The following is a 19,059-nucleotide window of genomic DNA, read 5'->3' as shown; positions in this document are numbered from 1 at the left end:
TGGCCCACAACGTCAGCCGCCTGCTCACCCGCCGCAGGCTTTTGTGCGTCTACTTCCTGCTGCCTGCTTCCCCGGCCTGCGACGAGCCTCCAGAGCTATTCTGATCAACCCTGTGGTCGGACCAGTTGGCGCGAAGTGCGACCGAGAGGTCCTCACCTCCTCGCATCCAATCGGCTGCTGTCGGATGAACTAGAATGGAGGGAATGAGCCATCCCCTCGATTCGCGAACGAGGCATGCCCCCTGGAGGCTGTTGAGCCTGGTGATGGCACTGGCAGTGCTCGGTGGCTGCCGCACCGTTCCCGTGCAGGTGTCTCCCCTGGCCTCGGAGCTACACTTCAGCGGACGGGTGGATCGTGAGCATCCGGGTGGTCCCCGTCTCGCCTGGGGGGGCACGTCCCTGACCGCGCGCTTCACCGGTACCTCCATCGGCCTGCGTCTGCTCGACCTGCCCAAGAACGAGGAGCTGTCCCCCAACCGCTTCCGCTTCAGCGTGGATGGCTCGCCCTTCCGCGACCTCTACGTGGGCGAGGGACGCCTGCTCTACCGCCTCGCCGAACACCTCCCCGAGGGTGAGCACGTGCTGCGCCTGGAGAAGGAGACCGAGTCCGTCGTCGGGGAGACCCAGCTCCTCGGGCTCGAGCTGGATCCGGGTGCCCGGTTGCTGCCCGCTCCCCCAGCCCCCTCGCGCCGCCTCGAGTTCATCGGCGACTCGGGCCTCACCGGCTACGGCATCGAGGGCAAGAACGAGACGTGCAGCTTCAACGCGGAGACCCAGCGCAACTCCCTCACCTGGGCCGCCCTCGCCGCCAGCGAGCTCCAGGCCGAGGCGGCCTTCATCGCCTTCTCCGGCAAGGGCGTCGCCGTCAACTACTCGAACGACCCCACCCCCACCCTGCCCCAGCTCTACGAGCGCACCCTCCCCTATCGCGAGGACAGCCGTTGGGACTTCCACTCGTGGGTGCCCGACGCCGTGGTCATCCAGCTCGGCGCCAATGACTTCTGGAAGGAGCACCCCGGCGAGGAGCGCTTCCGCGGTGCCTACCGCGCCCTCGTGGAGGGCATCCGGAGCCGCTACCCCAACGCCCACATCCTCTGCGTCCTCGGCTCCAGTCTCGCTGACGAGTGGCCCAAGGAGGTCCACGCGCGCACCCATGCCCGCACGCTCATCTCTGGCGTGGTGGAGACCCTGCGTCAGGGCGGAGATGCCCGCGTGCACTTCGTCGAGGTGCCCCCCCGCCGCGAGGAGGAGGGCTTTGGCTGCGCCTGGCACCCCAGCCGCAAGACACACCAGCGCGTCGCCGGGCAGCTGACATCCCTGCTGCGCGAGCTGCTCGGCTGGCGGTAGCCCCCCCGAGAAAGCCTCACGGCTTCGGCTGCACGGGCGGCACCGCTGGAGAGTTCCCCGGAGACAGCACCGCATCGCATGTGCTTCCGGCCATCCACTGGCGCTTGCAGGCCTCGCGCAGGAGCGGCTCGCGCAACTGCCAGAGCACCACGAAGAGGATGACGAGCGCGATGAGGATCCACGCCCCCGGCGAGCCCTGCTCCGCCTCATCGTCCTCTCGCACCCGCACGAGCACGGAGCGCAGCACGTCGGTCCGATCCACGGTGGCGTTCTTCGGCAGCCTCGGCCTGCGGGTGATGAGGGCCGCCAGGTCGCGTGTGACCATCAACCGGTCGTTGAGCGCCCAACCCGAGCCCTCCAGCAGCAGCGCCAGGTTGCGCTTGCGCAGCTTGAGCCAGCCCAGCAGGCCCGACGGCACCATGACCAGGGCCACGACGATGATCGCCGCCGAGAGGACATCGAAGAGCGTGAGCGACTTCACCTGCGTCACGATGAAGGCCAGTGACGAACCCACCGCCGCGAACGTGATGCCCAGCGCCGCGATGAAGCCCGCCGGCCCCGCCACCGGAGCCGCCGGAGCCGGAGCAGCGGGAGCACCCGGAGCGGGGGGCACCGGAGCCGGCGTGAACCCCTTCTCCAGCTGCGCGTCGAGCGACTTCTCCCCGGCCGTCGCCATCCCCTCGATCTTCGTGGAGATGAAGCGGCCGATCCGCTCGAACGGCCTCGTCATCGCCTCCCACAGCGAGACGGGCTGGTGGATGACCTGCGTCACCACGGCGTCGAACTCGCGGCCCTCCACGTCGTAGAATACGCCGCGCTTGCCCACCAGGAGGTGTGCGCTCCGGCCTCGCGTGGCCGGCACGGCCACCTCGTAGCTCTCCCCCCCCTCCTTCGCCACCACCTGGACGTAGAGGGTGCAGGTGGTGCCCTGGCTCGTCAGCGCCGAGTGCGCCGCGCGGTTCGTCACCAGCACCGCCAGCCTGTACCGCAACCCTCCAAGGATGAGCGTCCCCTTCTCCACCAGCGCCCGCCGCTTCGTCTGGTAGAGGTCCGGCATGCTGATGAAGTTGTTGGCGAACGTCAGCAGCCAGCGCTGGTAGAGGATCAGCCGCTCCAACTCCTCCACCGCGTCCAGCTTGTCCTTCAGCGACAGGTCCGCCCGGCATGCCGCCTCGAGGGCATCCAAATCGGACTCGGGGATGTCCGACAGCGCGTCCACCAGCCCACGCAGGGGGCTCGCGTCGAGCCGTGCCCACCACACCAGGATGGCGTCGGCCCTCGCGCACAGCTCCCGCCAGGCGGTGTCCCCGAGCGTCGCCATGTCGGCGGTGAGGGGCACGGCCACGTCCCGCCGGAACGCCTCGAGCGTCTCGAACGCCGGGCCCCGGTACAGCCGGGACCAGCGCAGCGCTCCCCCCGGCTCGGGCGGCGCGATGGGCAGCTCCGACACCGCCCGCGCGAGCGCCTGCGTGTCCCCGAGCGCGCCCTGGACCCGGCCCGCCTCCAGCTTGAGGCTCGCGACGGCCTCCGGCTGCGCCGCGATCAGCCGGCACTGCAGGAAGTACGTGTCCAGCAGCGGCCGGACCTCCTGGATTCGCCGGGCGTGCTCCACGCTCCGCTCGCCCCACACCAGCACCGACTCCTTCCCCGCCAGGTGCGCCAGCAGCGCGCTCCGCTCCTCCCGCGCGCGCTGGAGCATCGGCGGGTCCACCCCCGCCTGCCCCGCCCGGTTCTTCACCTCGGGGAAGCAGGCCATGAGCTTCCGCGCCAGCGGACGCAGCCGCTCGGGCAGGAACGCCGGGGCGACGATACCGTCCCCGTTCTGCCCCGCCTCGAGCAGCGCCTTCTCGCTGGTCCTCACCTGCTCCAGGGAGATGCGCGTCCGCTCCCCGGCCTTCAGCGTCTCCAGCAGGATGCCGGCCACGTCCCGGAGCTTCACCCCCTCCTCGGAGAGCGCGTCCAGCTCGAGCACCTCGCTCGCCGAGTCCACGCCCTGGTACGATTTCAGCAACCTCGCCGTGTGCTCGACGGCGGCGCGGACCTCGACGACCCGGATGCGCCCGTTCCGGTCGGTGTCGACGAAGGAGAGAAAGCCCCGGTCACAGTTGAGCCCCTCGAGCGGGCAGGCCGTGGCCAGCCACTGGGTCTCCGGGATGCGGACCGCCTCCACGAGCACCTCGAACGAGGGGATGGAGACCTGGAGCGAGCCGCCATAACGGCGGTACACGAGCGAACGTGTCATATGGCGGCGCAAGAGAGCACAGCCGTCCGTCCAATACCCGTCCCACCAGACGTCCATGCGCGCTGACGAACGCGGGACCGGCTGACGATCCGCCCGCCCGCCTGCCCGCTTCAGGCCTCGACCTGCTTGCATCCAGCCCCTGCATCGGGGCATGTCAGATGGCGTGAGCCAGCCAGAGCAGCAGCAGATGGGATCGATCGACGTGGGTACGGCCCAGCGGGGAGTCATCTTCCGCGCCTACACGGAGCAGCGAAGCCCCCGTTTCCAGCTCCGCTACCTCCTGTACCCCGCCGCGCTGCTGTTCATCCTCGGGCTGGGCGTGGTGGTCGTGTCGTACCGCCAGGAGGCCGTCCCCTTCCGCCTCGACACCTACCGGGGCCTGCGCACGGTGCGCCGGGGGATGTCTCCCCAGGACGTCAAGGGCATCCTCGGCCAGCCCATCGCCCGGGAGCGCCGCGGCAATCTGGAGTGCTTCCAGTACGGCCGCCCCAGCATCAAGGTGCCGTACTACACGCTGCACACCCTCTGCTACGAGGACGGCAAGCTCCGTGAGGTGTCCGCGCGGCGCTACAACTCGTGGGTCGTGACGAGTGACGGCGCCATCAGCCCGGCCCCCCTCGAGGAAGAGGAGCCCGCTGCCCCCCCCAGCAACGGCCCGCCGGGCCTGGCCACCACGCCCCAGCCCTGACCGGGCCCTCAGGGCCCTCGCGGAAGCCGGCGCGCCACCTCCACCAGCAGCACGCGCCTGCGCTGGTGGTCCACGTCGTAGAGCGCGATCGCGTCATCCACCACCACCGAGGGCAGGGACGAGCCGTGTCCCTGCGGCTTCACCGGCCGGATCGAGTCCCGCTCCTGCCCCTGTGGCAACTCGGCCGCCACGGCGTCCAGCGCATCACGGATGCGGCGGTAGGTCTCCACTCGCAGGTGGGCGAGCTGGTTCCAGGCGGGTGGGCTGATCTCGACGGTGTACACGGTGGATGGAGTGTGAGGCGACACACTTCTCCATATACTTTGAGGACAAAACATACCAGCCCTCCGTCCCCTTGAACCAGGTGGTCGGCAGGGGTGGAAGTTCAGTATCTAACGAACGCCTCCATGGCCCGTGGACGGAAGGGCCCGCGATCCCCACCGCCCTCGGGAACAAGGCCGCTGACGAGTGCCATCCAGTCCCGCGTCAGGGCATCCACCGCTGGACGTTCGCCGGACACGCCCCCGCTCGTCGGCGTGCGAGGTCCCCGGGTCACCCGCCACTCCCCACGCGCCGTGCTCCACACCAGAGCCGGTGACTCCTCATCCAGACCGGAGTGTGCGCCATGCGTGTCGATTTCCTTCGGGCATTCGCCTGTCTCTTCCTGCTGTGGGGCTGCATGGAGGTGGCGCCCCAGGAGAGCCCGCACCTTCCAAGGAAGGACAAGGAAGCGGAGGCGGCGGTTCCTTCCCGATTCACGGACACGGAGCTCGTCGACGGCCTCGACAGCGCCACCTCCATGAGCATCGCTCCGGACGGGCGCATCTTCATCTGCGAGCAGGAAGGAAGGCTCCGGATCCTCCAGGACGGCAAGCTGCTGGCCGAGCCATTCCTCGCACTGAACGTCGACGCCACCGGGGAGCGGGGACTGCTCGGTGTGACTTTCGATCCCGGCTTCCCCGCCCAGCCCTACGTCTACGTCTATTACACGGCCCGCCAGCCCTCCGTGCACAACCGCCTCAGCCGTTTCACCGCGAACGGCAACCGGGCCGAGCCTGGCAGCGAGAAGATCCTCCTCGAGCTCGAGCCGCTGGGAGCCAACACCCACAATGGAGGCGCGCTCCACTTCGGAACCGACGGCAAGCTCTACGTGGCCGTGGGGGAGAACGCGCGCTCGGAGAACGCACCGAGGCTCGACACGCTGCTAGGCAAGCTGCTGCGGCTCGAGAAGGACGGCACCATCCCCTCGGACAACCCGTTCTCCACGCGCACCACGGGCGTCTACCGGGCCATCTGGGCGCTGGGCCTGCGCAACCCCTTCGGCTTCGCCGTACAACCGGGCACTGGCCGCCTCTTCATCAACGACGTCGGCGCGAGCACGTGGGAGGAGATCAACGAGGGCATCGCCGGAGCCCACTACGGCTGGCCGGATACGGAGGGCCCCACGAGCGACTCGCGCTTCCGCGCGCCGCTGTTGGCCTACCGGCACGGCTCGGGCACGGACAGGGGTTGCGCCATCACCGGAGGCACCTTCTACAACCCGGCCGGGCTCCAGTTCCCCGCGGAGTACGTGGGGCGCTACTTCTTCGCGGACTACTGCAACGGGTGGATCCGCACGTACAACCCGAAGGATGGCACCGTGTCCCTCTTCGCCACGGGGCTGGAGGCGCCGGTGGACCTCGACGTCGGGCCGGACGGCAGCCTCTACTACCTGGACCGCCAGGACGACTCCGTGCACCGCATCCATTACACGGCGGGCAGCGAGGCCCCCGTCCTCACGCGGCAACCCGAGAGCCAGACCGGAGTGCCCGGCCAGTCCGTGACGTTCACGGTGAGCGCCTCCGGGACGCCTCCCCTGAGCTACCAGTGGCAGCGCGATGGCGAGGACCTGTCGGGGCAGACGTCCGCCAGCCTCACCCTGGCGGTGGCCCTCCCGGACTCGGGAGCCCACTTCCGGGTGCGGGTCTCCAACGACCTCGGCTCGGTGCTGAGCGACGAGGCCCTCCTCACCGTGAGCAACGACACCCCGCCCGCCGCCACCATCACCGCCCCCGCGGAGGGGACGCTCTACACCGCCGGGAGCACCGTCCACTTCGAGGGCCTCGGTACGGACGCCGAGGACGGCGTGCTGCCGGACAGCGCCTTCACCTGGCGCGTGGACTTCCACCACGACGAGCACCTGCATCCCTTCCTGCCCTCCACGAGCGGCGTGAGGAGCGGGACGTTCACCGTGCCGACCCAGGGCGAGACCGCCACGAACGTGTGGTACCGCATCCACCTGGGGGTGGAGGACTCCAGCGGGACCCTCCGGGAGACCTACCGGGACGTGCACCCCCGGAAGGTGAAGCTGCGGGTGGACACCGAGCCCACGGGGCTCCAGGTGACGCTGGACGGGCAGCCCCAGGCCGCACCGCTGGAGGTGGAGAGCGTCGTGGGCATGGAGCGTACGCTCGGAGCCGCCTCTCCCCAGGTGAAGAACGGGACGACGTACCTCTTCGAGCGTTGGTCGGACGGAGGCGGCCCGACGCATCCCATCGCCACGCCCTCCGTCGACACGCGCTACACGGCGGTGTTCCGCACGGGGGTGGACCCGGGCAGCGGCACGGGCCTGCGGGCGGAGTACTTCGACGCGGCCGACCTCACCCAGAAGAAGCTGGAGCGGGTGGACGCCACCGTGGACTTCCGCTGGGAGAGCGGCTCTCCCGACCCCGCCCTGGGCGCCGACACCTTCTCCGTGCGCTGGACGGGGAGCGTGGTACCCCAGTACTCGGAGAGGTACACCTTCCATACCCAGACCAACGACGGCGTCCGGCTCTGGGTGGACGGAAAGCTCCTCATCGACGCGTGGACGGCGCACCCCACCACCGAGAACACCGGCACCATCACGCTCCAGGCGGGTGTCGCCTACAGCCTGCGGATGGAGTTCTACGAGAAGACAGGTCTGGCCATCGCCCGGCTGCTGTGGTCGAGCCCCGGCCAGACCCGGGGAAAGAAGCAGGTCATCCCCCAGGCGCGGCTGAAACCGACGCCTCCCTAGCCGCGAACCGGGCGGCCGGTCATCTCCACCATTGATTCGTCCGCGGGTTTGCGGCACCAAGCGCATTCCGCTCGCAGCGAGGTACCACCATGCCCAGCACGCACCTGACCTTCTCCTCCGCCGAGGCCCACCGCGACTGGCTGGAGGGCCAGTCCGCCCTGCCCCGAGGCTTCCGTGTCGGGCGCACGCGCCTGGAGTTCATGCCCGCCGAGGTGGCCAGGCCCGCGAAGATGAACCTCACCCTCATCGTGCTCGACGAGCCGACCCCGGCGTTCGCGGCGATGTTCACGAAAAACGCCTTCCCGGGAGCGCCGGTGCTCATCGGCCGCGAGCGGCTGAAGGAGGCCACGCTGGGCGCGGTGGTGGTGAACAACAAGGTGAGCAACGTGTGCGCGCCCGGGGGCGTCGAGGCCTCCGAGCGGCTGTGCGCGGCGGTGGCCGGGAAGCTGGGGCTGAGCGCCTCGCAGGTGCTGCCGTGCTCCACGGGCGTCATCGGCTGGCGGCTGCCGGTGGACGCGATGGTGGAGGCGGTGCCCCAGGCGGTGTCCACGCTCGCGGGCGGCTCGGTGCTGCCCGCCGCCGAGGGCATCATGACGACCGACCTGTACGCCAAGGTCCGCCGGGCCCGGGTGGGCAACGGGAGCGTCGTGGGCATCGCCAAGGGCGCGGGGATGATCGAACCCAACCTGGCCACCATGCTCGTCTTCCTGATGACGGACGTGGACGTGCCGCGCGAGGCCCTGCGCTCGACGATGCACGCGGTGGTCTCGAGGACGTTCGGCTGCATCAGCGTGGACAGTGACACGAGCACCTCGGACACGGTGGCGCTGCTGTCCTCGAGGAAGGTGCCCTGCCCGAGCCTCCCGGAGTTCGAGGCCGCGCTGCAGCAGGTGTGCGCGGACCTGGCCGAGGACATCGTGCGCAATGGCGAGGGCGTGCACCACGTCATGCGCGTGCGGGTGAGCGGCGCCCCGAGCGAGGAGGTGGCGCGGGGCATCGGCAAGTCGGTGGTGAACTCGCCGCTGTTCCAGTGCGCGGTGAACGGGAACGACCCGAACGTGGGCCGGCTGGTGGCGGCCATCGGCAAGTACGTGGGAGCGCACCATCCCGAGGTGGACCTGTCGCGCTGCACCCTGCGCATGGGCGGCCGGGTCATCTTCGAGCGGAGCGCCTTCCGCCTGGACAACGAGGCGGAGAAGGCGCTGGTGGCCCACATGAAGGGCGCCGAGCTGTACGCCAGCGTCCCTCCCGCGGATGGGCTCACCTTCCGCCCGCCGGTGACGTTCCCGCCGCACGAGCGCTCCGTGGAGATCGACGTGGAGCTGGGCACCGGCCCGGCCAGCAGCACCGTGCTCGGCTCGGACCGCAGCCACGAGTACATCAGCGAGAACGCGGACTACCGCAGCTGAACGGTGGCTCCAGCCTCCGCTATCTGGCGCGAAGCAGATCATCTACGCTTCGGGCATGCCTGGAGCGGACGAGCATCGAGAAGGAAGAGCTTTGAACCCACCGATGTATTTCGCGGAGCTCACTGTCGAAAACGTCCGGTGTTTCAGCTCGCGGCAGGTGCTCGATCTTCGTGACAGCCATGGCCGGCTCGCCCAGTGGACGGTCATCCTGGGCGACAACGGGGTCGGCAAGACGACACTGCTGCAGTGCCTCTATGGCATGAAGCCGACCGTGCTGCCGCCCATGCCCGGTACGCTGGCGGGTACCGTCCCTGACTTCACCTACTGGGCTCCCGAGCTGAAACAAGGGCTTCGCCGGAGCCTGAGCGAGGAGGACAGCCAGCTCACGGCCAGCATCGCCATGGGTGCATCTCTCGGAGATGCGAGCGATGTCATCGTGCCCCTGTCCCTGGAAGAACAGTGGAACGAGAGGAAGACGAGCGGGTCTCAATACAGCTCGATGAATGCCGACATGTTCTGCTGCGGGTATGGGGCCTCGCGGCGGCCCGGGCGTACCACGCTGTCTGCGGACTCCCGGCCATGGGCGGCCGCCACGCTCTTCTCCGACAACGCCGAGCTCATCAACGTCGAGGAGTGGTTGCTCCAGGCGGACTACTCCGCTCGCTCGAACGCACCCGGGGCCAGCAGGCGGTTCGAGCACATCCGCGAGACCATCTTGCGACTCCTGGAGAACGTCTCCGCCGTTCGCATCGAGGGGCTCGACAAGGTGCCACCCCAGCCCATCGTGCAGCTCGAAACCCCGTATGGATGGGTACGGCCGCACCAACTCAGCCTCGGCTACAGGGCCATGCTGAGTTGGGTCCTGGACCTCGCCAGCCGGATGTTCGAGCGCTATCCCACGAGTGAGGATCCACTCTCCGAGCCCGCGGTGGTCCTGGTCGATGAGATCGACCTGCACCTTCACCCCCGCTGGCAGCGCGACATCGTGAGATTCCTGAGCGAGCGCTTCCAAAGAACCCAGTTCATCGTCACGGCCCACAGCCCCCTCATCGTCCAGGCCGCGGAGAACGCCAACCTGGTCGTCCTCCACCGCGCGCCCGACGATGGGGATCATGTCTTGATCCAGAACGACCCGGAGATCGTCCGGGGCTGGCGGGTCGACCAGCTTCTCACGAGCGACCTCTTCGGCCTCACGAGCGCACGCCCGCCAGGGTTCACGAAGCTGCTCGAGCGACGGGGTGAGCTCCTCGAGAAGGCAACGCGTACCCAGGAGGAGGAGCAGGAGCTCGCCAACATCGAACGCGAGCTACAGTCGATGCCGACTGGCGAGACGCCAGAGGACATCGACGCGGGCAAGACGATCCGATGGTTCGCCGAGCAGCTCCGAAAGGACACGGCCCACTCGTGATCCGGATCGTCCGTCCTGAAGAGCCACCAGAGCTTCTCGCCAGGAAGGGCTCCACCCTGGTGCGAAACATGCTCGCCGAGTACCACGCGGCTCCTCGGAGCTACCAGGATGGCTCCAAGGCATTCGAATTCGCTCAAGACGTGTATGGACACCCCGACGTCAAGCGACGCCTCTCGAAAGCGCAGCACGACAAGTGCGCCTACTGCGAGGTGCCAATCGTCAGCGAAGCCGGAGACGTCGAACACTTCCGCCCCAAGGCCGCTGTGCGTCAGGGCAAGGACCAGCCAAAGCAGACCCCAGGCTATTTCTGGCTCGCCTACACGTGGAGCAATCTTCTGTATGCATGCTCTCGCTGCAACCGCGAGCACAAGCGAGACCTCTTCCCGCTCGAAGATCCAACAGCCCGTGCCGATGCCACACGCGAGGAGGGACGCACGGAGGGAGAGGCCCCGCTCCTGCTGGATCCCGCCACCGACGCACCAGAGCTCCACATCCGTTTCAACGGGGAACGCGCCGAACCCTCGAGTGAAGGACGGCGTGGACGCGTGACCATCGACGTGCTCGGACTCAACCGCACGAGGCTATTGGAAGCCCGCCGGGAAAGGCTCGAGCACGTCCGAAAGAGGGTCTATACCTTGCGCCTCGTGCGAGCAGGGCGCATCCCCATGAACGACCCCGAAGCACGGGAACATCTCCACGACCTGTGCCGGGAGATCCTCGCGGCGGCGGATTCCCGTGCACCCTTCGCGGCGATGATCCGCGGCACGGTACGACAGTGGCTCGCACCAGACCTGGAATTCCCCTGCCCCGAGGAACGACTCGTGGCCTGGGCGCTATCCCGCGCGGACCTTCCGGGCTGACCCGGAAGCCTCGCGGTACACGCTCACGCTCCGATGAAGGCCCGGAGGCGCTCGGCCACGACCTCCGGCTGACGGACGGGCAGATCGTGGCTCGCGTCCGGGATGGTCTCGCAGACGATTCCCGGCACGAGCGAGCGCGCGCGGATCATCACCGTCTCCGCGTCGTAGATGCGCTCCTGCTGGCCCACCAGGAGGAGCGCCGGTACCTGGATGCGCCGCAGCACCTCCTCCTTCACCACCGCCGGCCATGGACCACGGTACCAGCCGAAGTGCCGGAGCCCCGTCCACATCACGTCCGAGATTCCGCTCATCACCGCGTCGTACAGGCCTCCCGCCTCCTTCGGCGGAACGGCCGCCCACCTCATGTAGGCGTGGACCCACGCGCGCCTCTTCCAGAACAGGAAGGGAAAGCCCCGCAGGGCGAACTCGGTATTGAAGCGGACGAAGGTGGCGCCCGGGGCGATCATCACCAGCTTCGACACCCGCTCGGGGGCCCGCGCGGCGTACTGCGCGGTGAGCCACCCTCCGTACGACATCCCGCCCAGGTTCGTCCGCGACAGTCCCAGCGCGGTGAGCAGCTCGTCCAGCCAGCCGAGGAGCTGCTCGACTCGCGTGATGGGGCGGTGAGGCACGCTGAGGCCGTGATCGCCCGGCAGGTCCACGGCGTAGACCCGGAACGACTTCCCGAGCTCCAGGGCGTTCGCCGCCCACATGCCGGAACTGACCTTGAACCCATGGAGGAGAACGAGCGGCGGTGCTCCTTCCTTCCCCCAGACCTGCACCCGCGTTCGCGCGCTCGGCGTCTCGACGTCCCTGGACTCGGGCGGGGTGGTCCACAACGACAGCAGGTGGTCGTACGCCCGCCGGAAGGCAGCCTCTGACTGAGCGCTCATGCCAGTCCGACCTCCTTCTCGCTCCACGACCACAGCCGCTCGGCGAGCTCGCGGTCCTTCGCCCGCTTCGACACGGGGACGATCTTCTTCTTGTAGAAGTACTCACCCGAGACGCGGGTGACGTCCTCGCTCGCCGCCAGGTACACGGACGTCTCGGCGCCCTGCGCCGGCGTCAGGAAGAACGGCTTGAGCATGGCCAGGATGGCGCCGCCGAAGCCCGTCTCCCGATCCTTCCCGAGCTGGGTGCCGACCGCTCCGGGATGCAGGCTGTTGGCGGTGACGGCGGTGCCTCGCAGCCGCTCCGCGAGCGCCTTGGTGAACAGGATGTTGGCGAGCTTGGACTGCGCGTAGCCCTTCCACGCGCCGTACTTCCGGGTGAGGTGCGGGTCATCCCAGTGGATCGCCCCGACCTTGTGCGCGCCCGAGGACACATTGAGGATCCGCCCCTGCCGCGCCCGCTTCACCTGCTCCAGCAGCAGGTTCGTGAGCAGGAAGTGGCCGAGGTGATTGACGCCCAGCTGGGACTCGAAGCCATCCCGCGTCGTCTGCCGCTTCAGGGAGAAGACCCCCGCGTTGTTGATCAACACGTCCAGCACCTCGTGCCGCGCCTGGAAGGTCCTGGCGAACTCCCGGATGCTCTCGAGCGAGCCCAGGTCGCACAGCATGAGCTCGACCTTGCCCGTCCCGCCGTGCTGGAGGGCCTCTCGCAGCGCGGCCTCACCCCGCTCGGCACTGCGGCAGACCATGACGACATTCGCGCCTCGTCGCGCCAGCTCCACCGTCGTGGCAAGCCCCACACCCGAGTTGGCACCGGTCACGAGCACTGTCTTGTCTTTCATCTGATGGGCTCCTGGATTCGCTCCTCGACCATACCGGGAGTGCGTGCTCACATGAAGGAGAGCAGTTCGAGGGCTGTCCCCATCCCAGGAGGATCCATGTCCGCATCGCCGTACGAGCTCGTCATCACCAACGGACTCTTCTTCGACGGACGGGGCAGCCCGCCCCGGGTGCGTCACCTGGGCATCCGTGACGGCCTCGTGGCGGACATCAGCGAGTCGCCCCTGCCACGGGGGCCCGGTACGCGTGTCATCGACGCCACGGGCCGCTGGGTGATGCCCGGGTTCATCGACCTGCACACGCACTACGACGCCGAGGTGGAGCTGGCCCCTTCCCTCTCCGAATCCGTGCGCCACGGCGTCACCTCGGTGATGGTGGGGAGCTGCTCGCTCAGCCTCGCGGTGGGTACACCAGAGGACCTCGCGGACCAGTTCTGCCGCGTGGAGGCCATCCCCTACGACACGGTGCGCTCGCTGCTCGAGCGCAAGAAGGACTGGGAGACGCTCGGCGAGTACCTCACGCACCTGGACGGCCTGCCGCTGGGACCCAACGTGGGCTCCTTCGTGGGCCACTCGGCCATCCGCTCCCACGTGATGGGCATGGAGCGCAGCCTGGATGACAGGGTGAAGCCCTCCCCGGAGGAGCTGGCCCGCATGGAGGCGCTGCTGCGCGAGGGGCTCGACGAGGGCTACGCCGGCCTCTCCATCATGACGCTGAAGTGGGACAAGATTGGCGGGAGCCGGTCCATCCGCAGCCGTCCCCTGCCCTCCACCTTCGCGAGCTGGTCCGAGTACCGCCGCTTCACGCGCATCCTCCGCGAGCGGGGCCGCGTCTTCCAGGGCGTGCCCAACATCACCACCAAGGTGAACGTCTTCCTCTTCCTCTGGGAGAGCGTGGGGCTGTTCCGCCGGCCGTTGAAGACGACGGTCATCTCCATGATGGACAGCCGGGCCAACCGGGGCATCCACTGGCAGGTGGGCCTGCTGTCGCGCCTCTTCAACCGCGCGCTGAAGGCGGACTTCCGCTGGCAGGCGCTGCCGGAGATCTTCGACCTGTGGTCGGACGGCATCGACCTGGTGGTCTTCGAGGAGTTCGGCGCGGGAGCGGCGGCGCTGCACCTGCAGGACGCGGTGGAGCGCAGGCGCCTGCTGGAGGACCCGGAGTACCGGGCGGCGTTCAAGCGGCAGTGGAAGAGCAGACTGCTGCCCAAGGTGTTCCACCGGGACTTCAACCAGTCCGAGGTGCTGAAGGCGCCGGACCCGTCACTGGTGGGCCGCTCGTTCGCGGACATCGCCCGCGAGCGGGGAGAGGACGTAGTGGACACCTTCCTGGACCTGGTGGCGCGCCACGGCCCGGAGCTGCGCTGGTACACGGTGATGGCCAACGACCGGCCACGCGCGCTGGAGTCCATCGTGAGCCACCCGGACGTGCTCATCGGCTTCTCGGACGCGGGGGCGCACCTGCGCAACATGGCGCACTACAACTTCCCGCTGCGTATGCTGCGGCTGGTGCGCGAGGCGGAGAAGCGCGGCGAGCCGGTCATGCCCATGGAGCGCGCGGTGCACCGGCTCACGGGGGAGATCGCCGACTGGCTGGGACTGGACGCCGGAACGCTCGCGCCGGGCCGGAGGGCCGACGTGGTGGTGTTGGACCCCGAGCGGCTCGGCGCTGGGCTGGACGTGCCCCAGGAGTCCACCCTGGAGGGCTTCGACGGCTTCGTCCGGCTGGTGAACCAGAACGGTGGCGCCGTGGAGACGGTGCTCATCAACGGCCGGCTCGCGGTGCACGAAGGCGCGCCCGTACCCGCCCTGGGCCGGGAGCGCGGCTTCGGACGCGTGCTGCGCGTCTCACATCTTCCGCAGCCGGATGCGGCGCACCCTGTGGTCCGGCCCCTTCACGAGAATGAGGCGAGCGCGTGAGCGCGTGGGCGCGATGTTCTGCGCCAGGTTGGGGCCGTTGATCTCCCCCCACACGGACTCGGCGCGGGCGATGGCCTGCTCCTCGGTGAGCTCGGCGAAGCGGCGGAAGAAGGAGCGCTCGTCGCGGAACGCCGTCTGCCTCAGGCGCAGGAAGCGCTCCACGTACCAGTGCCGGATGTCCTGCTCGTGCGCGTCTACGTAGATGGAGAAGTCGAAGAAGTCGGACAGGAAGGTGTGCGCCGGCTTCCCGCCCGTCGTCGCCCCCGTCTGCAGGACGTTGAGCCCCTCGAGGATGACGATGTCCGGCCGGCGGATCGTCACCACCTCGCCCGGGATGATGTCGTAGACGAGGTGCGAGTACACGGGCGCGGTCACCTCGGCGCGTCCGGCCTTGAGCTCCGCGAGGAAGCGCACCAGGGCCCGCCGGTCATAGCTCTCGGGGAAGCCCTTGCGGTGCATGATGTTGCGCTCGGTGAGCACGCGGTTGGGGAACAGGAACCCGTCCGTGGTGACGAGCTCCACGTGCGGATGATCCGGCCACCGGGACAGCAGCGCCTGGAGGATGCGCGCCGTGGTGCTCTTGCCCACCGCGACGCTGCCCGCGATGCCGATGATGAAGGGCACCTTCTGCGTGAAGCCGCCGAGGAACGCCTGCTGCGCCGTCCAGAGGCTCTGCGTCGCCGCCACGTGGAGGTTGAGCAGCCGGGACAGCGGCAGGTAGACGTCCGCCACCTCCTCGAGGTCCAGGTGCTCGCCGAGCCCCCTCAGCCCCTCGACCTCCTCCGCCGTGAGGGGGAGCGGAGTCGCGGCGCGGAGGGCCCTCCATGCATCGCGCTCGAAGTCGACGAACATGGAGGCGGTCTGTGGCTTGGGTGCGGACATGGAGCCCTCCTCCCTACGAGAGGGGGTCATCCTACCGAAGCGTCCAGCGGTTGACGGAGCTGTCGTGCGCTGTTCGCTCGTTCACGCCCCCAACATCGCGGGAGCAACACTCCCGCTGATAGCGACAAACAGTCATCACCTGGATTGCACTCTTGGCGTCATTTTCTCTCCCGGCCACACACTCATAGTCCCGTTGGGAGGTGCACAGTGAAGAGTCCCGTGAGAGTCGCGTTGCCTGCCGCGATGCTGCTGTGGACGGCCACCCTGGCCTGTGGCCCGGTGGAGGGACCCCCCGGGTATGAGGAGGAGCCCGCCAGTCAGCGCCAGGCGGCCCGCTCCACCAACAGCGAGACGCTCAACGGACTGGCCTTCAACGGCCTCGCATTCAATGGCCTCGCATTCAATGGCCTCGCATTCAACGGGCTGAACAGCGCCAGCTTCTCGGCCTGGTTCCAGCAGAACGACTCACTGGCCGAGATGGTCATGCGCTACGTCGTCACCTGTGCCGTGCCGGCCGGAGAGACGCGCACGTATACGGATGCCCAGGGAAACACGTACGTGTGGCAGGGCTCGCTGGGGCTGGCGCCGGACTGGGCCAGCGGACAACCGGCGACCCTGAGAGAGCAACAGCTCGTCTCCGCGTGCCTGGCCGCTCACGTCAACAAGTACGGGCGGACCGTCGCCATCTCCATCCTGGGCGCCAACGCGCGGGGCCAGCCCATCCCCACCTCCCGGGCGGAGCTCCTGGAGTTCTCCCAACGGGAGGGATGCTTCTTCGGCAACCTCTTCAACGGAGAGGGCGTCTACGCCGGCAATGACGCCAGCCTGCTGGGCTGGATCCGGAGCAGCGTGCGGGCCTGTGCGCTCTCGGGCAGGAGTGACGCGTGTCCGCCGATCACTCCCATCGGAAGCTGCGCCGCGCGCTGCACGCCCGACCCCACGAACACGTACTACACGCGGTGCACCCACGGCGGCATCACCTACGTGCCCCTCACCACCCGCATCCATCCCCAGGACATCTACAGGTGCGGTGACGGCACCTGCCAGTTCACCGAATCCTGTGGCCTCGGCGTGCTCACCGCGCAGTGCATCCTGGACTGCGGCATCTGCTTCTGAGCACCGGGCGCTACTCCCCGGCCGCCTTGAAGATGAACGGGTATGTCACGGTGACACTCCCGCCGCCCTTGAGCTTGGGGAACACCCACCCGCGCACGCGGCCCGCCACGCACTTCTCCAGGTCGATGTTGCCCGCCGTGGACTGCGACACCTCCGATGAGGCCACCGTGCCCTCCGCGGAGATGATGAAGCGGACGGCCACCTTGCCGGACAGTGCCGGGAAACGGTTGAGCAGGCTCTCGTAGCAGAAGCGCACCTGCGAGCGGTTGAGCTGGATGACCCGGCGGATGAGGTCGCGGTCCAGGGGATTGGAGACTTGTGGCTCCTCGGCGGCGAGGCCCACCGTCACTCCCTGCTTCTGGCCCACCCGCGCCGGTCCGTTGCCATAGTCGGACTCCCCCGTGGAGCGGCCTCGGATGCCCTCGCTGCCGATGAGGCCGACCGTCTCGCCGGCCCCACCGTTCCCGGGCCCGGAGCGCAGCCCCAGCATGCCGAGGTTCCCGGTCCCACTGGTGCGGGTGCCACTGATGCGGCCCAGGGCGCTCGCGAAGCTGCTGCCCGGACCCTGGAAGAGGTTGGCGGTGTTCACTCCCCCGAGGAGGCCTCGCGCGACCTCGCGGGCATCCGTCCGCTTCCCCTTCGAACCGCTCTCGAGATGGCGGCGCTCCCGCACCGGCTTCGGAGCTCTCTCCGTCCGCGCCTCCCGCTCGCGTGGCCGGGTGGCCTCCCGCCGGACCTCCCGCTCCTTCTTCACCGCGTCGAGCTGCTGGAGCAGCCGGTTCTTCTGGGCCTCGGGCGGCTTGACGATGAGCTTCGCGATGCGCGACTGGCCGCCCGTGAGCTCATCCGCGAACCCGGCCGCGTCCGCGTCGTGGTTGACGGCGCTGATGACGAAGAAGCCCGCGAGGAAGAACGTCATCAGGAAGATGTTGAGGAGGGTGGTGTCCAGCGACTCCGTCAGCCCCACCACCACGCGGCGGGGCACCGGCTGGAAGCACACCTCCAGCAGCACCCCACCAAGCTCCACCCGGAGGAAGTCGTCCGTCTCCAGCGTGAGTGCATAGGCCTCGCCCTCGTGCGTGGCGAGCCCGGACTCAATGACCGCTCGCAGGTCGCGCGTGTCTCCGCCCCGGGTGAGCTCGCCCTTCATCCTGCCCGTGAAGCGGATGGTGAAGCTCCGCCCGTCGGTGCGCAAAACCTCGAAGCGCGGCGCGCCCAGCCGGGCATCCCCCATGACGAAGTCCACGCCCGCGGCGGTGCCCACGCTGAAGCTCCTGCGCGTCCCCGGAGCGACGAAGAACCCGCCCACGTTCCTGTCTCCCCAGAGGAAGCGCAGGCCCACCCCGAGCGGCCCCCGGACCTTGCGCGGCACCGCCCGGCGCTCGCGCGGCACGGCCACGGGAGACGGCTCGACAGGCACCGCTCCCCCGGGGACCGGCACGGTCTCGGACGGGGCCGTGCTCGTGGCCACTGGCGCCGGTGGATCGACCGGCTCCGTGCGCTCAACTGCGGGGGAAGGATTACGCGCGGCCACCTCCATGGGATTCGTCAGGCGCAGGGTGGTGCCCCCCACCTGAAGCTCATCCCCGAAGGTGATGCGACTCTTGCTCACCCGTCTGCCATTGACCTGGGTCCCCCCGATGCTGCCCATGTCGGTGACGAACAGCTCGCCGTTGGCTCCCACCTCGATGACGGCGTGGATGCGGCTGACCTTCTCGTCCTCCAGACAGAGGTGCGCGGACGCGAGGCGGCCGATCTTGATGATGTCCCGCTCGAAATCCCGGGACGTGACGAGCACGTCCCCCTTGAACACCTCGAGTCTGACAGGAATGGCCATGGTGGCTCCGATGCGTTGACGGAGCACCAGACACCACGCGCGGCTCCGGGTTCCCACGAAGCCGCGAGGCCTGCTCAGTCCAGTGGTGTGAACTCGCTACAGATGAAGCCGCTACCCTCCTCGCCCGAGAAGAACATCGCCCGCTTCGGGAAATGGTGGATGAGGTCGTAATCCACATCCACCCGCGCGGAGGAGCTCAAGCCCGACTCCACCTGCTGGAAGAGGGTGTCGATGGTGGGCGCGCTGTCCACGTCGAAGCCGGGTGTGGGCGGAGTACCTTGACCGACGTAGCGCACCGAGACCACCTCGTCCCCCCGCACTTCGATCCGCCACGGCCCCCGCCCGGGGGCGAAGCCCGTCACCGTGTAGTCGTAGCGGTAGTGCTCGGGGTGCGTCTCGTCCCAGGCCTCGCGCGCGGAGCGCCACTGCGACTCCTCGCTCCCGCAGCCCACCAGCCCCGCCACCCACAGCAGCCCCAGGCACTTGATGCTCGTTCTCCTGTTCATGTCCTTCCTCGATTGCGCGTGTGCACGCCGGCCCGTGCAAGCCATGCGCCGGAGCGGTCTCCCTCGGGACAGCGCGAGG

At 68.8% G+C, this 19,059-nt stretch carries 15 protein-coding genes; 8 read left to right on the top strand and 7 right to left on the bottom strand.

Annotated features, from left to right (window positions below; translation table 11 throughout):
• The first annotated feature begins 263 nt into the window (after positions 1-263).
• Complete coding sequence (locus NR810_RS43755) at positions 264-1,346, top strand: SGNH/GDSL hydrolase family protein (RefSeq protein WP_257461451.1); 1,083 nt, start codon at positions 264-266, stop codon at positions 1,344-1,346.
• 16 nt (positions 1,347-1,362) lie between these two features.
• On the opposite strand, the gene NR810_RS43750 is transcribed toward NR810_RS43755, so the two are convergent.
• A complete protein-coding gene (locus tag NR810_RS43750; RefSeq protein WP_257461444.1) occupies positions 1,363-3,588 on the bottom strand; it encodes a kinesin in 2,226 nt (741 codons plus the stop codon).
• Between the two features lie 187 nt (positions 3,589-3,775).
• Here NR810_RS43750 and NR810_RS43745 point away from each other — a divergent pair, with 187 nt between their 5' ends.
• Complete coding sequence (locus NR810_RS43745; protein ID WP_257461442.1) at positions 3,776-4,276, top strand: hypothetical protein; 501 nt, start codon at positions 3,776-3,778, stop codon at positions 4,274-4,276.
• Between the two features lie 8 nt (positions 4,277-4,284).
• Here NR810_RS43745 and NR810_RS43740 read toward each other — a convergent pair whose 3' ends face one another.
• Positions 4,285-4,584, bottom strand: coding sequence for a type II toxin-antitoxin system RelE family toxin (locus NR810_RS43740; protein WP_257461440.1), 300 nt, complete (start codon positions 4,582-4,584; stop codon positions 4,285-4,287).
• A gap of 317 nt (positions 4,585-4,901) precedes the next feature.
• On the opposite strand from NR810_RS43740, the gene NR810_RS43735 reads away from it, so the two are divergent.
• The 4 genes from NR810_RS43735 (at position 4,902) to NR810_RS43720 (ending at position 10,990) form a co-directional block, all read left to right on the top strand.
• Positions 4,902-7,313, top strand: coding sequence for a PQQ-dependent sugar dehydrogenase (locus tag NR810_RS43735; protein ID WP_257461438.1), 2,412 nt, complete (start codon positions 4,902-4,904; stop codon positions 7,311-7,313).
• 89 nt (positions 7,314-7,402) lie between these two features.
• On the top strand, positions 7,403-8,722 hold the full coding sequence (locus NR810_RS43730; RefSeq protein ID WP_257461436.1) for a bifunctional ornithine acetyltransferase/N-acetylglutamate synthase: 1,320 nt from the start codon (positions 7,403-7,405) through the stop codon (positions 8,720-8,722).
• A gap of 91 nt (positions 8,723-8,813) precedes the next feature.
• Complete coding sequence (locus NR810_RS43725; RefSeq protein WP_257461434.1) at positions 8,814-10,130, top strand: AAA family ATPase; 1,317 nt, start codon at positions 8,814-8,816, stop codon at positions 10,128-10,130.
• Positions 10,127-10,990 (top strand): HNH endonuclease family protein, encoded by an 864-nt coding sequence (locus NR810_RS43720; protein WP_257461433.1) that lies wholly within the window; start codon positions 10,127-10,129, stop codon positions 10,988-10,990. The genes NR810_RS43725 and NR810_RS43720 overlap by 4 nt, the downstream gene beginning before the upstream one ends.
• 23 nt (positions 10,991-11,013) lie before the next feature.
• Here NR810_RS43720 and NR810_RS43715 read toward each other — a convergent pair whose 3' ends face one another.
• Together NR810_RS43715 and NR810_RS43710 are read right to left on the bottom strand one after the other, a co-directional pair.
• A complete protein-coding gene (locus tag NR810_RS43715; protein WP_257461432.1) occupies positions 11,014-11,883 on the bottom strand; it encodes an alpha/beta fold hydrolase in 870 nt (289 codons plus the stop codon).
• Positions 11,880-12,722, bottom strand: a complete 843-nt coding sequence (locus NR810_RS43710) for an SDR family oxidoreductase (RefSeq protein ID WP_257461431.1) — start codon at positions 12,720-12,722, stop codon at positions 11,880-11,882. Before NR810_RS43710 ends, NR810_RS43715 begins: the two co-directional genes overlap by 4 nt.
• 96 nt (positions 12,723-12,818) lie before the next feature.
• Between NR810_RS43710 and NR810_RS43705 the strand changes: the two genes are divergently transcribed.
• Positions 12,819-14,639 (top strand): N-acyl-D-amino-acid deacylase family protein, encoded by a 1,821-nt coding sequence (locus NR810_RS43705; protein ID WP_257461429.1) that lies wholly within the window; start codon positions 12,819-12,821, stop codon positions 14,637-14,639.
• On the opposite strand, the gene coaA is transcribed toward NR810_RS43705, so the two are convergent.
• Positions 14,568-15,521, bottom strand: coding sequence for a type I pantothenate kinase (gene coaA, locus NR810_RS43700; RefSeq protein ID WP_257461428.1), 954 nt, complete (start codon positions 15,519-15,521; stop codon positions 14,568-14,570). The two genes, NR810_RS43705 and coaA, sit on opposite strands and share 72 nt — an antisense overlap.
• A 219-nt stretch (positions 15,522-15,740) precedes the next feature.
• Here coaA and NR810_RS43695 point away from each other — a divergent pair, with 219 nt between their 5' ends.
• Entirely contained in the window at positions 15,741-16,637 is an 897-nt protein-coding gene (locus NR810_RS43695; protein ID WP_257461427.1) for a hypothetical protein, read from the top strand.
• Between the two features lie 10 nt (positions 16,638-16,647).
• Here NR810_RS43695 and NR810_RS43690 read toward each other — a convergent pair whose 3' ends face one another.
• Both NR810_RS43690 and NR810_RS43685 read right to left on the bottom strand, forming a co-directional pair.
• Complete coding sequence (locus NR810_RS43690) at positions 16,648-18,474, bottom strand: TonB family protein (protein ID WP_257461426.1); 1,827 nt, start codon at positions 18,472-18,474, stop codon at positions 16,648-16,650.
• 74 nt (positions 18,475-18,548) lie between these two features.
• Positions 18,549-18,980, bottom strand: a complete 432-nt coding sequence (locus NR810_RS43685) for a DUF6174 domain-containing protein (RefSeq protein ID WP_257461425.1) — start codon at positions 18,978-18,980, stop codon at positions 18,549-18,551.
• Positions 18,981-19,059 lie beyond the last annotated feature (79 nt).

It is taken from the genome of Archangium lipolyticum (assembly GCF_024623785.1).
Taxonomy (GTDB): domain Bacteria; phylum Myxococcota; class Myxococcia; order Myxococcales; family Myxococcaceae; genus Archangium; species Archangium lipolyticum.
The sequence above is the reverse complement of the archived record's forward strand: the minus strand, read 5'-3'. Positions and strand labels throughout refer to the sequence as shown.

Excerpts from the sequence above, each read along its gene's own strand:
- NR810_RS43745 (WP_257461442.1), top strand. The coding sequence starts at position 3,776 with ATGGGATCGATCGACGTGGGTACGGCCCAGCGGGGAGTCATCTTCCGC.
- coaA (WP_257461428.1), bottom strand. The coding sequence starts at position 15,521 with ATGTCCGCACCCAAGCCACAGACCGCCTCCATGTTCGTCGACTTCGAG.
- NR810_RS43715 (WP_257461432.1), bottom strand. The coding sequence starts at position 11,883 with ATGAGCGCTCAGTCAGAGGCTGCCTTCCGGCGGGCGTACGACCACCTG.
- NR810_RS43730 (WP_257461436.1), top strand. The coding sequence starts at position 7,403 with ATGCCCAGCACGCACCTGACCTTCTCCTCCGCCGAGGCCCACCGCGAC.
- NR810_RS43690 (WP_257461426.1), bottom strand. The coding sequence starts at position 18,474 with ATGGCCATTCCTGTCAGACTCGAGGTGTTCAAGGGGGACGTGCTCGTC.
- NR810_RS43750 (WP_257461444.1), bottom strand. The coding sequence starts at position 3,588 with ATGACACGTTCGCTCGTGTACCGCCGTTATGGCGGCTCGCTCCAGGTC.
- NR810_RS43755 (WP_257461451.1), top strand. The coding sequence starts at position 264 with ATGGCACTGGCAGTGCTCGGTGGCTGCCGCACCGTTCCCGTGCAGGTG.
- NR810_RS43735 (WP_257461438.1), top strand. The coding sequence starts at position 4,902 with ATGCGTGTCGATTTCCTTCGGGCATTCGCCTGTCTCTTCCTGCTGTGG.
- NR810_RS43710 (WP_257461431.1), bottom strand. The coding sequence starts at position 12,722 with ATGAAAGACAAGACAGTGCTCGTGACCGGTGCCAACTCGGGTGTGGGG.
- NR810_RS43705 (WP_257461429.1), top strand. The coding sequence starts at position 12,819 with ATGTCCGCATCGCCGTACGAGCTCGTCATCACCAACGGACTCTTCTTC.
- NR810_RS43685 (WP_257461425.1), bottom strand. The coding sequence starts at position 18,980 with ATGAACAGGAGAACGAGCATCAAGTGCCTGGGGCTGCTGTGGGTGGCG.